Raw genomic sequence first — 18801 nt, forward strand, 5'->3', positions numbered from 1 at the left:
GATCTCCCGCCCCGGGCGGAGGCGTGCGGCGCCGTCGTGTGCCGGGACGACCAGGCGTGCTCGACATGCCGGAAATGCCGTGGTGCAACCGCGCGAAAAACCCTGGGGGCGGCCCGCAATGAATCCTGTGGGTGCGCCGTAGCGAACCCTGCGGGTACGCCGTAGGTTCCCCCGGCCCGCCTTGTGCCGGGGGAGCCGCGAGTGTCAGGGTCGGATTAATTCAGCGGGGCCTCCTCGAGATCCCGTATCCGTCATCCCATTCGTTTCGAGGCGGGCGCTCCTATGCTCCAGCAGAACACGACCAAGCGAATCGGCTATTGGCTGCTCCATCTGCATCAGCTTTTCGATGAGGCCACCGAGCGGGCGCTGTCGAGTGAGGGACTGAATCGACGGCAGTGGCAGGTGCTGCACGCCATCAGCATCAAAGTGAACTCCGTCGCCGATATCGACACGGCCTTTTCTCCTTTCCTGGCCGTCGACCGTGTCGACTCCTACGCCCCGATCGTGAAGGAGCTCGAGGCGCGGGGCTGGGTCACGGTGCGGGCCGGCGTCGTCGCGCTGACGGCGGACGGCGACGCGGCACACGACCGGGCCGAGGCGCTGGTGAATTCTCATGCGGCCCGTTCGCTCGCCGGTATTTCGGAGGAGGAATTCCTGGCGGCCAACGATGTGCTCGCCCGGATCGCCCACAACCTTGAGCACGAATAGCGGCCGCCGGCCCCCGCCGAGTCGGCGCAGTCAATCCGGGAGAAGAGTATGGACGCTTCAGTCGTTGTGGTCGGTGCCGGGCCCGCCGGGCTCATGCTGGCCGGGGAACTGCGCCTCGCGGGCGTCGATGTCATCGTGCTGGACCGGCTGCCCGAACGGACCGGGGAGTCCCGCGGCATCGGGTTCACCATCCGCACCATGGAGGTGTTCGACCAGCGGGGACTGCTCCCCAGGTTCGGTGAGATAGAGACCAGCGAGGCCGGGCACTTCGGCGGGCTGCCCCTCGACCTGGGCCTGCTGGGCGCCGCCCACGGCGCCGCCCGGACCGTACCGCAGTCCACCACCGAGGCGGTGCTCGAGAGCTGGGCGCGGGACCTCGGGGCCGACATCCGCTGCGGGCAGCCGGTCACCGGCTTCGTCGAGGACGCCGAGGGCCTGACCGTCATGGTCGGCGGCGGGCCCAATCTGCGGGCCCGGTACCTGGTCGGCTGCGACGGTGGGCGCAGCACCGTGCGCAAGCTCGCCGGCTTCGACTTCCCCGGAACCCCCGCCACCACCGAACTCTTCCTCGCCGACCTGCGAGGGGTGGAGCTGGAACCCCGCACGATCGGTGAGCGCACGGCCGGCGGCATGGTGATGACGGCGCGGCTGCCCGGCGGCATCCACCGGATCATCGTCGGCGAGCGCGGCACACCGCCCCCCGAACGACGCACCGCCCCGCCGGAGTTCAGCGAGGTGGCCGATGTCTGGAAGCGTCTGACGGGCACCGACATCTCGGACGCCGAGCCGCTGTGGGTCAGCGCGTTCAGCGACGCGGCCCGCCAGGTCACCGAATACCGGCGCGGCCGGGTCCTGCTGGCCGGGGACGCCGCGCACGTCCATCTGCCGGCCGGCGGACAGGGCATGAACACCAGCATCCAGGACTCGGTGAACCTGGGCTGGAAGCTCGCCGCCGTGGTGCGCGGAACGGCCCCCGAGACCCTGCTGGACACCTACCACGAGGAGCGGCACGAGGTGGGCCGCCGGCTGCTGGCCAACACCCGCGCCCAGAGCACGCTGATCCTCGGCGGCGACGAGGTGGGCCCGCTGCGGGACACCCTGGCCGAACTGCTGGACGGCCACCCCGAGGCGGTGCGCCGGCTGGCGGCCAAGGTCAGCGGACTCGACATCCGCTACGAGACGGGCGGCGGCTCGCACCCCCTGCTGGGCGCCCGCATGCCCCGGCTGTCCCTGCTCCGCAACGGCCGCCCCACCAGCAGCACCGAACTCCTCCGCGCGGGCCGCGGTGTGCTCCTCGACCTCGAGGACAACGCCACCCTGCGCGGCAGGGCACGGGGGTGGGCCGACCGCGTCGACATCGTGACGGCCTCCCGGCAGGGGGACCTCCCCGGCGACGAACCGCCGGCCCGGACCGCCGCCGTCCTGCTGCGACCCGACGGCCACGTCGCCTGGGCCGCGCCCGGCGCCCACTCCGACCTACCGATGTCACTGGCCCGCTGGTTCGGGCCGGCCCGATGAGCACCAGAAGGGAAGCGATGCACAGCACGTTGATCGTCGCCAGGATGGCCGCCGGCTCCGCCCGCGAGGTCGCCGACCTGTTCGGCGCCTTCGACCGCACCGACGTGCCCGGACGTATGGGCACCCGCCGCCGCCAGCTCTTCGAGTTCCGGGGCCTGTACTTCCACCTCCAGGACTTCGACGAGGACCACGGCGAGGAGCGGATCGAGGAGGCCAAGTCCGACCCCCGGTTCGTGCAGATCAGCCAGGACCTCAAGCCGTACATCGAGGCGTACGACCCGGCGACCTGGCGGTCGCCGAAGGACGCCATGGCCCGTCGCTTCTACGAGTGGAGTGCCGCATGAGCGCCGCCCACGACCGTCGGCGGGTGGTGATCACCGGAGTCGGGGTGCTCGCCCCGGGCGGCAAGGGAGCAAAGGAGTTCTGGAAGCTGCTCACCGAAGGGCGCACCGCCACCCGCCGCATCTCCCTCTTCGACCCCTCGCCGTTCCGCTCCCAGGTGGCCGCCGAGGTCGACTTCGACGCCGAGCTCTCCGGGCTGACCCCCCAGGAGGTCCGGCGGATGGACCGGGCCGCGCAGTTCGCGGTGGTCGCCGCGCGGGAAGCGGTCGGCGACAGCGGGCTGGAGTTCGGCGCGCTGGCCCCCGACCGGACCGGGGTGACGATCGGCAGTGCGGTCGGAGCCACCACCGGACTCGACCAGGAGTACCGCACGGTCAGCGACGGCGGCCGGCTGGAACTCGTCGACCACGCCTACGCCGTGCCGCATCTGTACGGCTACATGGTGCCCAGCTCCTTCGCCACCGAAGTGGCCTGGGCGGTGGGCGCCGAGGGCCCCACCACCGTCGTGTCCACGGGCTGCACCTCAGGACTCGACGCGGTGGGATACGCGGCGGACGTGATCCGGGAGGGCACGGCGGACGTGATGGTCGCCGGCGCCACCGACGCGCCGATCTCCCCGATCACCGTGGCCTGCTTCGACGCGATCAAGGCGACCACGCCCCGCAACGACGACCCCGAGCACGCCTCCCGGCCCTTCGACGCCAGCCGCAACGGCTTCGTCATCGGGGAGGGCGCCGCGGTGTTCGTCCTGGAGGAACTGGAGAGCGCCCGCGCCCGCGGCGCGCGGATCTACGCCGAGGTCGCCGGGTTCGCGACGCGCTCGAACGCGTTCCACATGACCGGACTGCGGCCTGACGGCGTCGAGATGGCCGAGGCCATCCGGGTCGCCCTCGCCGAGGCCCGGCTCGCTCCCGAGGACATCGACTACATCAACGCCCACGGCTCGGGCACCAAGCAGAACGACCGGCACGAGACCGCCGCGTTCAAGCGCAGCCTGGGCGAGCATGCCTACCGGACCCCGGTCAGCTCCATCAAGTCGATGGTCGGGCACTCGCTCGGCGCGATCGGCTCGATCGAGATCGCCGCGTCCGTCCTGGCCATCACCCACGACGTGGTGCCGCCGACGGCGAACCTGCACCACCCCGACCCCGAGTGCGACCTGGACTACGTGCCGCTGACCGCCCGGGACTGGAAGACCGACGCCGTCCTGTCCGTCGGCAGCGGCTTCGGCGGCTTCCAGAGCGCGATGGTGCTCGCCGCCCCCGAGGGAGGCGAGCGATGAACCCCACGGTCCTGGTCACCGGACTCGGAGTCGTCGCCCCGACGGGCCTCGGCATCGAGGACTACTGGGCGGCCACCCTCGCCGGCCGCAGCGCGATCCGGCGGATCACCCACTTCGACCCCACGCCCTACCCGTCCCGGCTCGCCGGCGAGATCGGCTCCTTCGCCGCCGAGGACCATCTGCCGAGTCGGCTGCTCCCGCAGACCGACCGGATGACGAGGCTCGCCCTGGTCGGCGCCGACTGGGCGTTCGCCGATGCCGGTGTGGTGCCGTCCGACCTGCCCGCCTACGACGTGGGAGTGATCACCGCAAGCCACTCCGGCGGCTTCGAGTTCGGCCAGAACGAGCTGCGGGCGCTCTGGAGCAAAGGTGGCCAGTACGTCAGCGCCTACCAGTCCTTCGCCTGGTTCTACGCCGTCAACAGCGGCCAGATCTCCATCCGCAACGGCCTGCGCGGACCCAGCAGTGTCGTGGTCAGTGACCAGGCCGGCGGGCTGGACGCGCTGGCGCAGGCCCGTCGGCAGCTCCGCAAGGGCACCGGCATGGTGATCGCCGGCGCGGTCGACGCCTCGATCTGTCCCTGGGGCTGGGTCGCCCAGATGACCAGCGACCGGCTGAGCACCTCCGACGACCCCGCACGGGCGTATCTGCCGTTCGACGACCGGGCCGCCGGACACGTCCCCGGCGAGGGCGGCGCCCTTCTGGTCCTGGAGGAGGCCGGGCACGCCCGCCGGCGCGGCGCCCCCCGGGTGTACGGCGAGATCGCGGGCCACGCCGCCACGATCGACCCCCGGCCCGGCAGCGACCGCGCCCCCACCCTGCAGCGCGCCGTCGAACTCGCCCTCGCCGACGCGGGAACGACCCCCGACGACATCGGCGTGGTGTTCGCCGACGCCGCCGCGGTGCCGGACCTGGACCGGGCCGAGGCGGAGGCGATCACCAAGGTCTTCGGACCGCGCGGCGTGCCGGTGACCGCGCCCAAGACCACCACCGGACGGCTGTACTCCGGTGCCGCCCCGCTCGACCTGGCCGCCGCGTTCCTGTCCATCCGCGACCAGGTGATCCCGCCGACCACCGGCAGCACGCCCTCCCCGGCCTACGAGATCGATCTCGTGACCGGCGCGCCGCGCCCCGCCGAACTGCGCAGCGCGCTGGTGATCGCCCGCGGCCAGGGCGGCTTCAACTCCGCGATGGTCGTCCGCGCCGCCGACCCCGCCCACCTGTGACCCGTACGAAAGGAACCCGTATGTCCGCCAAGGAGTTCACCCTCGACCAGCTGAAGGCCACGCTGTTGGAGGGCGCCGGTACCGACGAGAGCGTCGACCTGAACGGCGACATCCTCGACACGTCCTTCGAGGATCTCGGCTACGAGTCGCTGGCGATGCTGGAGACCGTCGGCCGCATCGAGCGCGAGTACGGCATCAGCCTGGACGAGGAAGCGGTCGGTGAGGCCGCCACGCCCCGCGCGCTGGTCCGCCTGGTCAACGACCACCTGTCTGCCGTCAAGACCGCCTGACCGGAGCCCACGATGATCGAGAACACCGCCAGGGTCGCCCTGGTCACCGGCGCCACCAGCGGGATCGGCCTCGCCGCCGCCCGGATCCTCGCCCAGCAGGGGCATCGCGTCTACATCTGCGCCCGCGACGAGAACGCGGTCGCCGCAACGGTGAAGACACTGCAGAACGAGAACCTGGACGTGGACGGCAGCACCGCCGACGTGCGGTCCAAGGAGGACATCGAGGCCGTGGTGCGGGCCGCGGTGGCCCGCTTCGGACCGATCGACGTGCTCGTCAACAACGCCGGCCGCAGCGGGGGAGGGGTGACCGCCGACATCGCCGACGAGCTGTGGGACGACGTCATCGCCACCAACCTCACCAGCGTCTTCCAGGTGACCCGCGAGGTCCTCAACGCGGGTGGCATGCGCGAGAAGAAGCGCGGCCGGATCATCAACATCGCGTCCACCGCGGGCAAGCAGGGCGTGGTGCTCGGCGCCCCCTACTCCGCGTCCAAGCACGGCGTGGTCGGCTTCACCAAGGCGCTGGGCAACGAGCTGGCGCCGACCGGGATCACCGTCAACGCGGTGTGCCCGGGCTACGTCGAGACTCCGATGGCCCAGCGGGTGCGACAGGGCTACGCGGCGGCGTACGACACCTCCGAGGAGGCCATTCTCGAGAAGTTCCACGCCAAGATCCCGCTCGGCCGTTACTCCACCCCCGAGGAGGTCGCCGGCCTGGTCGGCTATCTGGCCTCCGATCTCGCCGCCTCGATCACCGCACAGGCGCTCAACGTCTGCGGCGGCCTGGGCAACTTCTGACACTCGGAGGAACACGATGACGACTCGTCAGGTCGAACACGAGATCACCGTCCAGGCACCCGCCCAGGACGTCTACCGGCTGCTCGCCGAGGTGGAGAACTGGCCGAGGCTCTTCCCGCCGTCGGTCTACGTCGAAGTCCTGGAGCGCGAGGCGGACCTGGAGCGCATCCGCATCTGGGCCACCGCCAACGGCGAGGCCAAGAACTGGACCTCGATCCGCCAGCTCGACCCGGAGAGCCTGCGCATCACCTTCCGGCAGGAGGTCTCCGCGCCGCCGGTCGCGTCGATGAGCGGCACCTGGGTCGTCGAACCCCGCGGGGAGACGGAGACCCGGCTGCGGCTGCTGCACCAGTACCGCGCGGTCGACGACGACCCCAAGGGCCTGGAGTGGATCGACGAGGCCGTCGACCGCAACAGCCGGGAGGAACTGCCCGGCGTCAAGGCCGGACTGGAGGAAGCCACCCGGACCGCGGAGCTGACCCTGTCCTTCGTGGACAGCGTCACCGTCAACGGCTCCGCCAAGGACCTCTACGATTTCGTCAACGACGCTCACCTGTGGAGCGAGCGGCTGCCGCACGTCAATCAGGTCAAGCTGACCGAGGACACCCCCGGCCTCCAGGTGCTGCGGATGGAGACGCTCACCAAGGACGGCTCCGCGCACACCACCGAGTCGGTCCGGGTCTGCTTCCCGCACCACAAGATCGTCTACAAGCAGACCACGCTGCCGGCGCTGATGAAACTGCACACCGGCTACTGGACGTTCGAGGAGGGAGCTGACGGCGTCACCACCGCCGGCTCCCAGCACACGGTGGTGATCAACGCCGAGAACATCGCAGCCGTTCTCGGCCCTGAGGCGGGCGTGGCCGAGGCCCGCGAGTTCATCCGGGGCGCGCTCGGCAACAACAGCCTGGCCACCCTGGGGCACGCCAAGGACTACGCGGAAGCGCGGCGCTGACCGATGCCCGCTCCCGCGACCTCCGGTCCTGCGGACGCCGACGCCGTGGTGGTCGGTGCCGGTCCGGTCGGACTGCTGCTCGCCGGGGACCTCGCCGCGCACGGAGTGCGGGTCCTGGTGGTGGAACAGCTGGCCCGGCCGATGACCGAGTCACGCGCCTCCACCCTGCACTCCCGCACGATGGAGGTGCTGGCCGAGCGCGGCGTCCTCGACCGGCTCGGTCCGCTCCCGAACGGCGGCCCCGGGCACTTCGGCGGTATCCGGCTCGACCTGGCGGAGGCCGACCCCGGCCATCGACACGCGGGTCAGTGGAAGTGCCCGCAGACCCGGCTGGAAGCGGTGCTCCAGGAGCGTGCCGTGGAGCTGGGGGCGCGGATCCGGCGCGGACGGCGGCTGGTGGATCTGGCCGACCGGGGCGACCGGGTGCTGGTCGAGACCGTCACAGCGGGCCGGACGGCGGACGACGCGGAGGGCGGCACGGAGGGCGGCACCCGGGAACGGATGACCGGCTCCTACGTCGTCGGCTGCGACGGCTGGCAGTCCACTGTGCGCACGGCCGCCGGATTCGAGTTCGCCGGGCGGGGCCCGGCCCGGGAGATGCTGCGGGCCGACGTCGCCGGGATCGACATCCCCGCCCGGCGGTTCGAGCGGCTGGAACACGGACTGGCCACCGCGCACCACTGGCCGGACGGCACCACCCGGGTCATGGTGCACGTCTACGGCGCCGAGCCCCGCACCCGGGCCGGGGCACCGGAGTTCGACGAGGTCGTACAAGCCTGGGCGCTGGTGACGGGCGAGGACATCGGCCACGGGACACCGCTGTGGCTGAACGCCTTCGACGACACCCGGCGCCAGGTGACCCGCTACCGCAGGGGCCGGATCCTGCTGGCCGGCGACGCCGCCCACGCGCAGATGCCGGTCGGCGGGCAGGCCCTCAACCTCGGACTGCAGGACGCGGCGGCCCTCGGCGGGCGGTTGGCCGAACGCCTGGCCGGCCGGGCGGGCGACGAGGTCCTGGACGACTACCACGACGAGCGCCACCCCGTCGGCGCGCGCACCCTCACCAACATCCAGGCCCAGTCGGCCCTGCTGCTCGGCGGGCCCGAGATCGAGCCGCTGCGGGAGGTCTTCGCCGAGCTGATGCGCTTCCCTGCCGTGAGGCGGCGGCTGGCCCGCATGATCACCGGCCTCGGACTGCCCCGCACCACGGTCGCGCCGCCACCCGCCACCGCACCGGCGCAGCCCCCTCACTCCCCGACGACTGAGAAGGACAGGACTTCCACCATGGGCAAGCTTGCCGACAAGACCGCGCTGGTGACCGGCTCCAGCCGAGGCATCGGCCGGGCCACCGCACAGCGGCTGGCCGCCGAGGGCGCGCTGGTCGCCGTGCACTACGCGGCCAACGAGAGCGCCGCACGGGAGACCATCGAGCTGATCGAGAAGGACGGAGGCCGGGCCTTCGGCGTACGGGCCGAACTCGGTGTCCCCGGCGACGTCCACGAGCTCTTCCTCGGCCTGGAGCGCGGGCTGAAGGAACGCACCGGCACCACCACCCTCGACATCATCGTCAACAACGCGGCGGTGACCACACCGACCGGGGTGCAGCCGGAAGACGTCACTCCCGAGGAGTTCGACCGGCTCTTCGCGGTGAACGCCAAGGCGCCCTTCTTCATCGTGCAGCGCGCCCTGCCGCTGCTTGCCGAGGGCGGCCGGATCATCAACATCTCGTCCGGGCTGACCCGGGTCGCCAACCCCGACCAGGTCGCCTACTCGATGACCAAGGGCGCGATCGAGCAGATCACCCTGCACTTCGCCCGCCATCTCGCCCCGCGCGGCATCACCGTCAACAGTGTGGCGCCCGGCATCACCAACAACGGCGGCCCGGTCTTCGACATCCCCGAGGCGGTGGCGCAGATGGCCCAGCTGTCGGCCTTCAAGCGGGTGGGCGAGGCGGTCGACGTCGCCGACGTGGTGACGTTCCTGGCCACCCACGAGGCCCGTTGGATCACCGGCGCCTTCATCGACGCCAGCGGCGGCACCCTGCTGGGCTGACCGCAGGCCATCCGGGCTGTACGAGAGGAGCAGGAGGAACGGTGACGGCCGTACAGGAACCGCCGACTTTCGCCGACCAGGTGGGCGAACTCAGGGAGTTGAAGGAAACGGCCCGGCTCGGGACCGGCCCCGAGGCCACCGAGCGCCAGCACGCCAAGGGCAAGCTCACCGCGTACGAACGCATCGACCTCCTGCTGGACACCGGGAGTTTCACCGAGGTCGAGCCGTTGCGGCGGCACCGTGCCACGGGGTTCGGCCTGGACGGCAGGCGACCGCACAGCGACGGTGTCGTCACCGGCTGGGGCACCGTCGAGGGGCGGACCGTCTTCGTGTACGCGCACGACTTCCGGATCTTCGGCGGTGCGCTGGGCGAGGCCCACGCCGAAAAGATCCAGAAGATCATGGACATGGCTATCGCGGCGGGCGGTCCGCTGGTCTCCCTCAACGACGGCGCCGGCGCCCGCATCCAGGAGGGTGTCTCGGCGCTCGCCGGCTACGGCGGGATCTTCCAGCGCAACACCCGGGCGTCCGGCGTCATACCGCAGATCAGCGTGATGCTCGGCCCGTGCGCGGGCGGTGCGGCCTACTCGCCCGCGCTCACCGACTTCGTGTTCGCGGTCCGCGGGATCTCCCAGATGTTCATCACCGGCCCCGACGTGGTCCGCACGGTCACCGGGGAGAAGGTCACCCACGACGGGCTCGGCGGCGCCGACGTCCACGGCAGCTCCTCGGGCGTCGCCCACTTCGTCTACGACGACGAGGAGACCTGCCTGGCCGAGGTGCGCTGGCTGCTGTCCATGCTGCCCTCCAACAACCGCGAACTCCCGCCCCCGGCGGTCACCGGGGATCCCGCGGACCGCAGGGTGGACCGGCTGCTGGAACTCGTGCCGCTGGACGGCAACCGGTCCTACGACATGCGCGAGGTCATCGCCGAACTGGCCGACGACGGCGACTTCATGGAGGTGCACGCCCGGTGGGGCGCCAACCTGGTGTGCGCGTTGGCCCGGCTCGACGGCCAGGTGCTCGGCGTGGTGGCGAGCCAGCCGGCCGCGCTGGCCGGTGTCCTCGACATCACGGCCAGCGAGAAGGGCGCCAGGTTCGTCCAGTTCTGCGACGCCTTCAACATCCCGCTGCTCACCCTGGTGGACGTCCCCGGCTTCCTGCCCGGTGTCGACCAGGAGCACGACGGCATCATCCGGCGCGGTGCCAAGCTGTTGTACGCGTACTGCAACGCCACCGTGCCGAGGGTCTCGGTGGTGCTGCGCAAGGCGTACGGCGGCGCGTACATCGTGATGGACTCGCGCTCCATCGGTACCGACCTCGCACTCGCCTGGCCCACCAACGAGATCGCGGTGATGGGCGCGGAGGCGGCCGCCGACGTGGTCTTCCGGCGGGAGATCGCCGCTTCGGACGACCCCGCGGCCACCCGGGAGCAGAAGATCAAGGAGTACCGGCGGGAGCTGGTACACCCGTACTACGCGGCCGAACGCGGCCTGGTCGACGATGTGATCGACCCGGGTGACACCCGGGCCGTACTGGCTCGCGCCTTCGCGATGCTGCAACGCAAGGACGCGGACCTGCCGCGCCGCAAGCACGGCAACCCGCCGCAGTGACCGCCGAGCCGGCACCGGCCGCCGACGGGCAGGTCCTGCTGCGGATCGAGAAGGGCGACCCGGACGCGCACGAGGTCGCCGCCGTCACCGCGGCCCTTCTCCAGCGCCTCACCGCCCGGCCGGCGGAGCCGGACCCGCCCTGCCGGGCGCGGGCCGGCTGGCGCCGCCCCGAACGGTCACCGGGCTTTCGCGGCCCCAGGACCTGGCAGGACACGACCTCGTGAACCGCCCTTCGAGTACGCCAACGACGAACGGAAGTCAGGACATGGAAGTCGGAATCCTCTTCGACCTGCGCAACCCGGACGCCTGGCACCGGCCGTGGGCCGACCACTACGCGCGCTCCCTGGAGTGGTGTGAGGAGGTCGACCGGCGCGGGATCGGAGGAGTGTGGTTCACCGAGCACCACTTGTTCGAGGACGGCTATCTCCCGCAGCCGCTGGTGTTCGCCGCGGCGGCCGCCGCCCGGACCCGCCACTGCCGGATCGGCACCGCGGTGATCCTGCCCAACCTGCGCCGGCCCGCCCAGCTCGCCGAGGACGCCGCGATCGTCGACCTGATCAGCGGCGGCCGGCTCGAACTCGGCGTCGGGGCCGGCTACCGGGTCCCCGAGTACGAACTGTTCGGGGCGGAGTTCGACCGCCGGATCGGGCGAGTGGAGAAGAACATCCGCGAGGTGCGCAGGCTGTGGGAGGAGGGCGGCATCACGCCCGGCCCGATCCAGCACCCGGTGCCCGTGTGGGGCGGCTTCTACGGACCGCGCGGCGCCCGGATCGCCGGCCGCCTCGGCATCGGACTGCTGCACATCAACCGGGCGATGTACGAGCACTACGAGGCCGGACTCGTCGAGGGCGGCCACGATCCGCGGACCGCCCGGGTCTCCGACCTGCTCCCGGTGATCCTCGCGGACGACCCCGAGGCCGCCTGGCCCCGGATCGCCCCGCACGTGGTCCACCAGATGAACACCTACCGGCTCGGGTCCGTCGAGGGCACCGACCATCCCGCTCCGCCGCTGCTCAAGGTCGAGGACTTCCCCCAGAAGCGGCCCGAGGACGGCTCCTGGGCCACCTTGGAGGTGCTCACCCCCGAGGAGGCCGCGGTCCGCATCCACGAGCGGATCAGGGGACTGCCGGTGCGGCACCTCATCTTCTGGGCGAGCATCGCGGGAATGCCGGACGATCTCGTCGCCCGGCACATCGAACTGGTCGCCGAGCTGCCGAAGCTGCTGGAGAGGCAGGCGGCCGGTGGGTGAGCCGGTCGTCACCCCGGCGCCGCCCGCGCCGCGCGGGCTGCGGGGCCACCGGGCCCTGCTGGTCGTCCTCTCCGGGAACATGCTCCTGGACGCCGTCGAGGTCTCGGTGGTGCTGGCGGCACTGCCGTCGATCGGTGCCGACCTGGGGCTGACCCTGTGGTCGGTGCAGTGGCTGATGACCGGGTTCGCCCTCGGCTTCGCCGCCATGCTGACCATGGGACCGGTGCTCTCCGGCCGCTTCGGGCTGCGCCGCGTCTACCTCACCGCGATGTTGTTCTTCGCGCTCGCCTCCGTCGTCGGCGGACTGAGCGACGACATGGCGCTGCTGGTCGCCTCCCGGCTGGTCAAGGGGGCCTGTGCGGCGCTCACCGCGCCCGTCGGGCTGGCCCTGATCGGCACCACGTTCCCCAGCGGCCCGCCGCAGCGCCGTGCGGTGGCGGTGTACTCCCTGTTCGGCGCGGCCGGGTTCACCGCCGGACTGCTGCTCTCCGGAGCCCTCGCCCCCGGCCACTGGCACTGGACGTTCCTGTTCCCCGCCCCGGTGGCCCTGGTGCTGCTGGTGTGGGGGATCAGGGTGATCCCCGGCGGGGTACGGCAGCAGCCGCCCCCGCTCGGCGGGGCGATCCTGCGCAACGGCCCGCTGATGCGGGCGACGGCGGGTGCGGCCACCCTCAACGGGGCCTACATCGGCCTGCTGCTGCTGGCCACGTTCCGGGCGAGCGACGTCTTCGGCTGGCGGCCCTGGCAGGTCGCACTCGGCCTGCTGCCCGCCTGTGTGCCGCTCGCGGTCTCGGTGCCGTTCGCCGGCCGGCTGGTCCAGCGGTTCGGCACCGGGCGGTTGATCACCGCCGGGGCGCTGTGCGCGCTCGCCGGTCAGCTGTACGCCCTGCTGCGGCCGGGCCCCCTGTCGTACGCGACCGGGCTGCTGCCCGCGCTGGTGCTGGTCTCGGCCGCTTTCGTGCTGTCCTTCGCGGCGCTGAACATGCAGGCCGCGCAGAGCGTGGCGCCGGCTCTGCGCGGCGCGGCCGTGCCGGTCTACCAGACCGGTGTGCAGCTCGGCAGCGTCGTCATGCTGCCGCTGGTCGCCGGTCTCGCCGACCTCACCGACGGCTACCGGGCACCACTGCTGGCGACCTCGCTGGTCGCGGCGGCCGGGGTGGTGGCAGCCGTCGGCGGGCTGCGCGCGCGCACATGAGGTCCGCCTCAGCCGGCCAGCAGCTTCCGGGTGACGGTGTCGAGCCGCCGGGCGTCCTCGGGGTCGAAGGAGTGGTGCCGCAGATCCAGGCGCCGCCCCTCGAAGAAGGCGCTCAGTGGTTCGGCGGGCGGGCTGTCGATGGCCGCGACGATCGGGACGATGCCCGCTTCCACCGGCTTGGCGAACAGCAGCATCTCCTTGACGTGGGCGGCGGTGGCCGGGTCGAACTCACCCGCGAAGCCGGTCGCCGTACCGCCCGGGAAGTCCAGCACGTACCGGGTCCGGTGATCGCGGCCCTGGAGGGAGAAGGCAACGCCGAGCAGGTTGTTGAGCTTGCCCCCCTGGAACATGGCGCCCCAGCCGTCGTAGCCCCGCTTCAGGCCCAGGTCGTCCCAGTGGATCCGGCCGGCTTCGACACCCGGCCCGGCCACGTTCACGATGACCGGCTCGGGGGCCTTCTCCAGCAGGTCGAGCAGGCCGTAGCCGAGCAGGAAGCGGCTCAGGTAGTACAGCGCGAAATTGTGCTCGAAGCCTTCGGAGGTGACGCGTCGATGGGAACGGAAGAACCGGGCGCACAGCACCAGCGCGTCCACTGCGGGGAAGTTCTCCCTGATTTCCCCGATGATCCGCTCGTTCTCGCTGACCAGGCTGAGGTCGGCGGGCAGGAAGAAGGCCCGCTCCCCGGCGCCCAGGCCTTCCGCCGTGGCGAGGAATTTTCGCCCCTTCTCCGGATTGGGGCCGATGACCACCACCTGGTCTCCGCGCTTCAGATATTTGTGGGCGAGCGCTTCTCCGATGCCGGAGGTGCCGCCCGAGACAACCAGGGTCTTCATGATGTTCTCCTTGAAGGCCGGAACGAGAAAACAAGCGAGAAAAGAAAGGTCGTTTGATGAGTTACGAGACAGAGCTGGCCGAGACGGTGAAGCAGCTCACCGAACGGGTTCATGAACTGGAGGCGATTCGTGAACTCCAGCGGCTGCGGACGGAGTTCCACCGCTGCCTGAACAACGCGGAGTGGGACGGGCTGGCCGGTCTGTTCACCGATGACGCGCATCTCGACTACGGTGACTTCGGGCAGGCGCACGGCAGCGCCGGAATCCGCGACTTCTACAGCGCGTTACCCGGGAAGATCCTCGAGTTCAAGTCCGGAGCCCGGACGATCTCCTTCAAGAACTTCATCCACGGGCATCAGGTCGAGGTGCTGAGCCGGGAAACCGCCACCGGTGTCTCCTTCTTCGAGGAGAAGATACGGTTCGACCGGGAGAGCGAGATCCACAACAGCATCGGCCAGTTCACCGACACTTACGTCCACCGGAACGGACGCTGGTACTTCGGCAAGGTCGAACTGGACCACTACTGGGTGGTGCCGGACAACGAGGGCTGGCGCTGGCCCTGGTGATCCCGACCGGCCCCCGGGACCCGTGCCCGGGGGCCGAGCCGTACGCCATCACCCGCGCGCTGCCTCTTCCTGGGGCAGCGTGGCGGCGACGGGCGGGGCGACGCGCCGGCGCAGCGCGGGGAGCATGGCGAGCACGCCGAGCACCGCGAAGATCAGCGGGACCACCAGCGCGAGCCGCAGGCCGTGCAGCGCCTCGGAGGGCGCCGGGCCGGTGTTCGCCGCGTTGACGGCGGTGGCCACGCTCAGCCCCAGCGCCGGGCCGATCTGGAACGAGGTGTTGACCAGTCCGCCGGCCAGCCCCTGGTCCTCCACGGGGACGCTGTCGGCCGCCGCCATGGTCAGCGGACCGTACGCCAGCGAGAAGCCCAGGCCGATCAGCAGGAACGCCGGCAGCAGCAGCGCCGCGTAGCTGGAGTCGGCGGTCAGGAACTGCAGCAGCGCGTAGGCCAGGACGGCCGAGGTGAGGCCCGCCAGGACCACCCGCTCCACACCGAAGCGGCCCACCAGCGGGGCGGCGATGCGGGTCGACAGCACGGCGGCGACCAGACCCACCGGGCTCACCGCGAAGCCGGTCTCCATCGCCGACCAGCCCCGGTACTCCTGGAAGTACAGCGTCATGGTGAACAGCACGCCGATCCAGGCCCCGATCAGCGACATGGCGGCGATGTTGGCGCGCACCAGGGCGGGGGAGCGCAGCATGGACAGCCGGACCAAGGGCTTGTCGACCCTGCGCTCGATGGCCGTGAACCCGACGAGGAGCAGCGCGGCGACCACCAGCGAGCCCAGGGTGCGGGCCGAGGCCCAGCCGACCTCCGGCGCCTGCACCAGGGTGAACACCACCAGCACCATGGTCGCGGTGATGGTCACGGCGCCCGCGATGTCGAAGTCCTTGGCGCCGCCCTCCGGCCGGGCCGACCGCGGGATCAGCGCGAGGCCCGCGACGAACGCGGCGAGTCCGACGGCGGCCGGGGCGAAGAACACCCAGCGCCAGTCCAGATCGGTGAGCAGGCCGCCGATCACCATGCCGCAGGCCATGCCGGTGGCGCCGGTCGCGGTGAAGATGGCCAGGGCCTTGTTGCGGATGTGACCCTCGGCGAAGCTCGTGGTGATGATCGAGAATCCGGCGGGGGCGCTGAACGCGGCGCCGACGCCGGTGACGAAGCGGGCCGCGATGAGCACCTCGCCGTTGGGCGCCGCGCCGCCGACCGCGGAACCGATGACGAAGACCATGAGCGAGACGAGCAGCACCGTGCGCCGGCCCAGCAGGTCGGCGGCGCGTCCGCCGAGGAGCAGGAAGCCGCCGAAGCCGACCACGTAACCGGTGATCACCCATTGGAGGGTGCTGGTCGAGATGTCGAGCGAGGTGCCGATCGCCGGCAGGGCGACGCCCTTCATCGAGACGTCGAGGGCGTCGAGGAATAACGCGCCGCAGAGTACGGCAAGCATGCCGTAGGCCCTGGGCGTCATGGCCGTGAAGATCGCGTTCGTGGGGGGAGGGGCGGGCATGGGAGAACCTCCAGAAGGTCCGGACCGATCGGTCTGCAAACGGGAGGGCACAGCATGGTCACACCGCTGACGGGATGTCAATGTGCCCTGCCCTGGGCGGGGACCGATCGGTCTGATACTGTTCGGAAACATGCCGCGAAAGCCGACGCCCGACGCTCACGACCGCATCCTGGATGCAGCGGCCGACCTGTTCGACCGCTATGGCGTGCACGCCGTCGGGATGCAGCAGGTCATCGATGAGCTGGGATGCGGAAAACAGCTCCTGTACCGCGAATTCGCCAGCAAGGACAAGCTGGTCGTGGCTTATCTGGAACGCTGCACCCAGGACTGGGACCGCACCTTCGCACGCGCCCTCGCGGCGGCCGACACCCCCGAAGAACAGCTCGTCGAAGTCGTCCGCGCCGTGCAGTCCATGGTGCCGGGCACCCGGGGCTGCTCACTCCGCAATACGCACGCCGAATTCCCGGATCCGGAACACCCCGCGCACCGAGTGTCCGTGGAGCATTTCAAGGCCGTCCGGGAACAGCTGCGCGCATTGGCGCGGCGGACTTCCGCGGCCGATCCCGACCGGCTGGGCGACCGGATCATGCTGATCATCGACGGCGTGTACGCCAGTGGCGCCACACTCGGCGCCACGGGCGCCGCCGCGGAAGCCATCGCATTGGCCCGTGATGTCATCCGGGCCGAAACGTCCCTGGCCGTCGCCGACTCATGACCGTCGGCCGTCGCCGCATCGTGAGCGTCGGCCGTCGCCGACTCATCATTGTTCGAAGGCGCCGGGGAATGACGGATATGCCGCGCACGAACGGAGAACCTGTGGTCGTCCCGCAGTGACAGGGCGGATCTCCGCGGTGTTGCCTGGAAACTCGTTGGAGCCGGCCGACGGCCCACTGAGTTTCCAAGGGAGACATCGTGACCCAGCCCAAGCCCGTCGCGCTGATCAGCGGAGCCAGCCGGGGCATCGGCGCGGCCACCGCGCGGGAGATGGGACGGCGCGGATACCACGTGATCGTCAACTACCGGAGCAGCGCGGAGGCCGCCGACGCCGTCGTCGCGGCGATCGCCGAGGAGGGCGGCTCCGCGCAGTCCGCCCAGGCCGACGTCTGCGACGCCGGGCAGGTCGCCGCCCTGGTCGAGCGGGTGCGCTCGGAACACGGCAGGATCGACGTGCTCATCCTCAGCGCCAACACCGTCAACCCGTCGTTCGTGCCGCTGACCGAGCTGTCCTGGGACGCCTTCGCCGAGAAGGTCGACGGCGAGCTGTCCGGGGTCTTCCACCTCAGCCGGCACGCGCTCGCCCTGATGCGGGAGCAGCGGTCGGGCCGGATCGTCTTCATCTCCAGCACCGCCACCGACTTCATCGGCATGGCCGTGGCGCACTCCACCGCCAAGGCCGCGCTGAACACCTTCAGCCGTCATGTCGCCGGCGTCGCCGCGCAGTTCGGGGTCCGGGTGAACACGGTCTCGTTCGGCGCGGTGCGCACCGAGTCGTCCGGGGCGGGCTTCAGCGAGGGCCTGCGCAAGTTCCTCACGGACCGGTCCGTGCTGTCCCGACTGGTCGAGCCCGAGGACGCGGCGCGGGCCGTGGCCGCGGTCGCCGACGAGGAGTTCGGTGCCGTGGCGGGTCAGCTGATCCGCGTCGACGGTGGGTTCGGCATCCTCGACCAGCAGCTGCACCCGATGGCCGAGCACTTCTCCTGACGCTCCCGCGAGCAGCAGGCGTACGAGGTGTTCCCGGCGGCTCCGCCGAGGCGGTCGCCGCCGAACTCAGACGGGCTCGGGCTCGAAGTGCCGCAGCAGGTCCCGGCCGGGCTGGACGACGCCGTAGCTGCTCTCCGGTACCGCGTTCCACACACCGGGCAGATCACCCAGCGGCTCCGAGACGATCAGGCGGGTCTCGTCGGAGATGTGCTTCAGGAACGCGAGGTCGGGGTGGAGGGCGCGGATGTCCTCCACCCGGCTGCTGAAGTACAGCGACCGGGATTCCCCGCCGCTGGAGTAGCGGAAGAACCACAGCCGCTCCCCGTCGGTCACCGCGATCGTCATCTGGAGCGGCTGCGCCACTCCGTGCTCGTGCCCCAGCCGCTCGACGAGCCCGGCCATCCGGGCCACCGCGCCGGGCGGATCCCCGTCGAGGCCGAAGGTGAGGGCCACGTGGAACATCACCTCGGAGTCCGTCGTGCCCTCGATCGACGGGAACAGCGCCGGGTCCACGGCCAGCATCAGCTCCCGGCGCAGGTCGGCGAACCCGGCGATCGCCCCGTTGTGCATCCACATCCAGCGCTCGTGCCGGAAGGGGTGGCAGTTGGTCTGCTGCACGGCCGTCCCGGTGGAGGCGCGCACATGCGCGAAGAACAGCGGCGAGCGGACGTGGTCGGCGATCTCCCGGAGGTTGCGGTTGCTCCAGGCCGGGCCCGTGTCGCGGATGACGGCGGGGCTGCGCAGGTGCCACGCGTACCAGCCGACGCCGAAACCGTCGCCGTTGGTGGTGTCGACACCCATCCGCGCGTGCAGGCTCTGGTCGATCAGCGAGTGCTCCGGGCGGTACAGGACGTCGTCGAGCAGCACGGGAGTGCCCGAGTAGGCGAGCCAGCGGCACATGGTCGGTACCCCCGATCCCGAGCCGCCGGATCTGCCCCGCGGCTCCCTGGGTGGTGTGCGGGTACCC

The 18801-nt window shown here is 71.2% G+C and carries 19 protein-coding genes; 16 read left to right on the forward strand and 3 right to left on the reverse strand.

Going from position 1 to position 18801, the window contains the following annotated elements:
- Positions 1 to 282: 282 nt before the first annotated feature.
- From ABZ948_RS33160 to ABZ948_RS33220, 13 genes are read left to right on the forward strand one after another with little or no spacing between them, the layout of a single operon-like run.
- On the forward strand, positions 283 to 708 hold the full coding sequence (locus tag ABZ948_RS33160) for a MarR family winged helix-turn-helix transcriptional regulator (RefSeq protein WP_359765852.1): 426 nt from the start codon (positions 283 to 285) through the stop codon (positions 706 to 708).
- 48 nt (positions 709 to 756) lie between these two features.
- Positions 757 to 2226 (forward strand): FAD-dependent monooxygenase, encoded by a 1470-nt coding sequence (locus ABZ948_RS33165; protein ID WP_435857695.1) that lies wholly within the window; start codon positions 757 to 759, stop codon positions 2224 to 2226.
- 17 nt (positions 2227 to 2243) lie between these two features.
- Positions 2244 to 2570: a TcmI family type II polyketide cyclase gene (locus tag ABZ948_RS33170; protein ID WP_359765854.1), complete on the forward strand. Its 327-nt coding sequence runs from the start codon at positions 2244 to 2246 to the stop codon at positions 2568 to 2570.
- Positions 2567 to 3850, forward strand: coding sequence for a beta-ketoacyl-[acyl-carrier-protein] synthase family protein (locus ABZ948_RS33175; RefSeq protein ID WP_359765856.1), 1284 nt, complete (start codon positions 2567 to 2569; stop codon positions 3848 to 3850). Before ABZ948_RS33170 ends, ABZ948_RS33175 begins: the two co-directional genes overlap by 4 nt.
- A complete protein-coding gene (locus ABZ948_RS33180) occupies positions 3847 to 5076 on the forward strand; it encodes a ketosynthase chain-length factor (protein ID WP_359765858.1) in 1230 nt (409 codons plus the stop codon). Before ABZ948_RS33175 ends, ABZ948_RS33180 begins: the two co-directional genes overlap by 4 nt.
- A gap of 20 nt (positions 5077 to 5096) precedes the next feature.
- Positions 5097 to 5366, forward strand: coding sequence for an acyl carrier protein (locus ABZ948_RS33185; protein WP_359765860.1), 270 nt, complete (start codon positions 5097 to 5099; stop codon positions 5364 to 5366).
- A gap of 12 nt (positions 5367 to 5378) precedes the next feature.
- Entirely contained in the window at positions 5379 to 6164 is a 786-nt protein-coding gene (gene fabG / locus ABZ948_RS33190; RefSeq protein WP_359765862.1) for a 3-oxoacyl-ACP reductase FabG, read from the forward strand.
- A gap of 16 nt (positions 6165 to 6180) precedes the next feature.
- Positions 6181 to 7119: an aromatase/cyclase gene (locus tag ABZ948_RS33195; RefSeq protein ID WP_359765864.1), complete on the forward strand. Its 939-nt coding sequence runs from the start codon at positions 6181 to 6183 to the stop codon at positions 7117 to 7119.
- Between the two features lie 3 nt (positions 7120 to 7122).
- A complete protein-coding gene (locus ABZ948_RS33200) occupies positions 7123 to 9171 on the forward strand; it encodes an SDR family oxidoreductase (protein WP_359765865.1) in 2049 nt (682 codons plus the stop codon).
- A 41-nt stretch (positions 9172 to 9212) separates the two neighbouring features.
- The gene (locus ABZ948_RS33205) at positions 9213 to 10784 is read left to right on the forward strand and encodes an acyl-CoA carboxylase subunit beta (RefSeq protein WP_359765867.1); all 1572 of its coding nucleotides are present in this window, start codon (positions 9213 to 9215) and stop codon (positions 10782 to 10784) included.
- Entirely contained in the window at positions 10781 to 11008 is a 228-nt protein-coding gene (locus ABZ948_RS33210; protein WP_359765869.1) for an acyl-CoA carboxylase subunit epsilon, read from the forward strand. The genes ABZ948_RS33205 and ABZ948_RS33210 overlap by 4 nt, the downstream gene beginning before the upstream one ends.
- 41 nt (positions 11009 to 11049) lie before the next feature.
- Complete coding sequence (locus ABZ948_RS33215) at positions 11050 to 12033, forward strand: LLM class flavin-dependent oxidoreductase (RefSeq protein ID WP_359765871.1); 984 nt, start codon at positions 11050 to 11052, stop codon at positions 12031 to 12033.
- Positions 12026 to 13228 (forward strand): MFS transporter, encoded by a 1203-nt coding sequence (locus tag ABZ948_RS33220; protein ID WP_359765873.1) that lies wholly within the window; start codon positions 12026 to 12028, stop codon positions 13226 to 13228. The genes ABZ948_RS33215 and ABZ948_RS33220 overlap by 8 nt, the downstream gene beginning before the upstream one ends.
- 8 nt (positions 13229 to 13236) lie before the next feature.
- Here the strand turns inward: ABZ948_RS33220 and ABZ948_RS33225 are convergent, their stop codons facing one another.
- Positions 13237 to 14061 carry an SDR family NAD(P)-dependent oxidoreductase gene (locus ABZ948_RS33225; RefSeq protein WP_359765875.1) on the reverse strand — a complete coding sequence of 275 codons (825 nt, stop codon included), beginning with the start codon at positions 14059 to 14061 and terminating at the stop codon, positions 13237 to 13239.
- A gap of 56 nt (positions 14062 to 14117) precedes the next feature.
- Here ABZ948_RS33225 and ABZ948_RS33230 point away from each other — a divergent pair, with 56 nt between their 5' ends.
- Complete coding sequence (locus tag ABZ948_RS33230; RefSeq protein WP_359765877.1) at positions 14118 to 14627, forward strand: nuclear transport factor 2 family protein; 510 nt, start codon at positions 14118 to 14120, stop codon at positions 14625 to 14627.
- A 48-nt stretch (positions 14628 to 14675) separates the two neighbouring features.
- Here ABZ948_RS33230 and ABZ948_RS33235 read toward each other — a convergent pair whose 3' ends face one another.
- On the reverse strand, positions 14676 to 16133 hold the full coding sequence (locus tag ABZ948_RS33235) for an MFS transporter (protein WP_359765879.1): 1458 nt from the start codon (positions 16131 to 16133) through the stop codon (positions 14676 to 14678).
- 130 nt (positions 16134 to 16263) lie between these two features.
- Between ABZ948_RS33235 and ABZ948_RS33240 the strand changes: the two genes are divergently transcribed.
- Both ABZ948_RS33240 and ABZ948_RS33245 read left to right on the forward strand, forming a co-directional pair.
- On the forward strand, positions 16264 to 16848 hold the full coding sequence (locus tag ABZ948_RS33240) for a TetR/AcrR family transcriptional regulator (protein ID WP_359765881.1): 585 nt from the start codon (positions 16264 to 16266) through the stop codon (positions 16846 to 16848).
- Between the two features lie 197 nt (positions 16849 to 17045).
- The gene (locus ABZ948_RS33245; protein WP_359765883.1) at positions 17046 to 17834 is read left to right on the forward strand and encodes an SDR family oxidoreductase; all 789 of its coding nucleotides are present in this window, start codon (positions 17046 to 17048) and stop codon (positions 17832 to 17834) included.
- Between the two features lie 66 nt (positions 17835 to 17900).
- Here ABZ948_RS33245 and ABZ948_RS33250 read toward each other — a convergent pair whose 3' ends face one another.
- Positions 17901 to 18734, reverse strand: coding sequence for a class II glutamine amidotransferase (locus ABZ948_RS33250; RefSeq protein WP_359765885.1), 834 nt, complete (start codon positions 18732 to 18734; stop codon positions 17901 to 17903).
- Between the last annotated feature and the right edge of the window lie 67 nt (positions 18735 to 18801).

Source organism: Streptomyces olindensis (assembly GCF_040645895.1).
GTDB lineage: Bacteria > Actinomycetota > Actinomycetes > Streptomycetales > Streptomycetaceae > Streptomyces > Streptomyces olindensis.

Bases quoted from the DNA above. Each gene is read 5' to 3' on its own strand.
- ABZ948_RS33165 (WP_435857695.1), top strand. From the start codon at position 757: ATGGACGCTTCAGTCGTTGTGGTCGGTGCCGGGCCCGCCGGGCTCATG.
- ABZ948_RS33235 (WP_359765879.1), bottom strand. From the start codon at position 16,133: ATGCCCGCCCCTCCCCCCACGAACGCGATCTTCACGGCCATGACGCCC.
- fabG (WP_359765862.1), top strand. From the start codon at position 5,379: ATGATCGAGAACACCGCCAGGGTCGCCCTGGTCACCGGCGCCACCAGC.
- ABZ948_RS33185 (WP_359765860.1), top strand. From the start codon at position 5,097: ATGTCCGCCAAGGAGTTCACCCTCGACCAGCTGAAGGCCACGCTGTTG.
- ABZ948_RS33215 (WP_359765871.1), top strand. From the start codon at position 11,050: ATGGAAGTCGGAATCCTCTTCGACCTGCGCAACCCGGACGCCTGGCAC.
- ABZ948_RS33225 (WP_359765875.1), bottom strand. From the start codon at position 14,061: ATGAAGACCCTGGTTGTCTCGGGCGGCACCTCCGGCATCGGAGAAGCG.
- ABZ948_RS33200 (WP_359765865.1), top strand. From the start codon at position 7,123: ATGCCCGCTCCCGCGACCTCCGGTCCTGCGGACGCCGACGCCGTGGTG.
- ABZ948_RS33160 (WP_359765852.1), top strand. From the start codon at position 283: ATGCTCCAGCAGAACACGACCAAGCGAATCGGCTATTGGCTGCTCCAT.
- ABZ948_RS33230 (WP_359765877.1), top strand. From the start codon at position 14,118: ATGAGTTACGAGACAGAGCTGGCCGAGACGGTGAAGCAGCTCACCGAA.
- ABZ948_RS33240 (WP_359765881.1), top strand. From the start codon at position 16,264: ATGCCGCGAAAGCCGACGCCCGACGCTCACGACCGCATCCTGGATGCA.
- ABZ948_RS33170 (WP_359765854.1), top strand. From the start codon at position 2,244: ATGCACAGCACGTTGATCGTCGCCAGGATGGCCGCCGGCTCCGCCCGC.
- ABZ948_RS33180 (WP_359765858.1), top strand. From the start codon at position 3,847: ATGAACCCCACGGTCCTGGTCACCGGACTCGGAGTCGTCGCCCCGACG.
- ABZ948_RS33175 (WP_359765856.1), top strand. From the start codon at position 2,567: ATGAGCGCCGCCCACGACCGTCGGCGGGTGGTGATCACCGGAGTCGGG.
- ABZ948_RS33250 (WP_359765885.1), bottom strand. From the start codon at position 18,734: ATGTGCCGCTGGCTCGCCTACTCGGGCACTCCCGTGCTGCTCGACGAC.
- ABZ948_RS33195 (WP_359765864.1), top strand. From the start codon at position 6,181: ATGACGACTCGTCAGGTCGAACACGAGATCACCGTCCAGGCACCCGCC.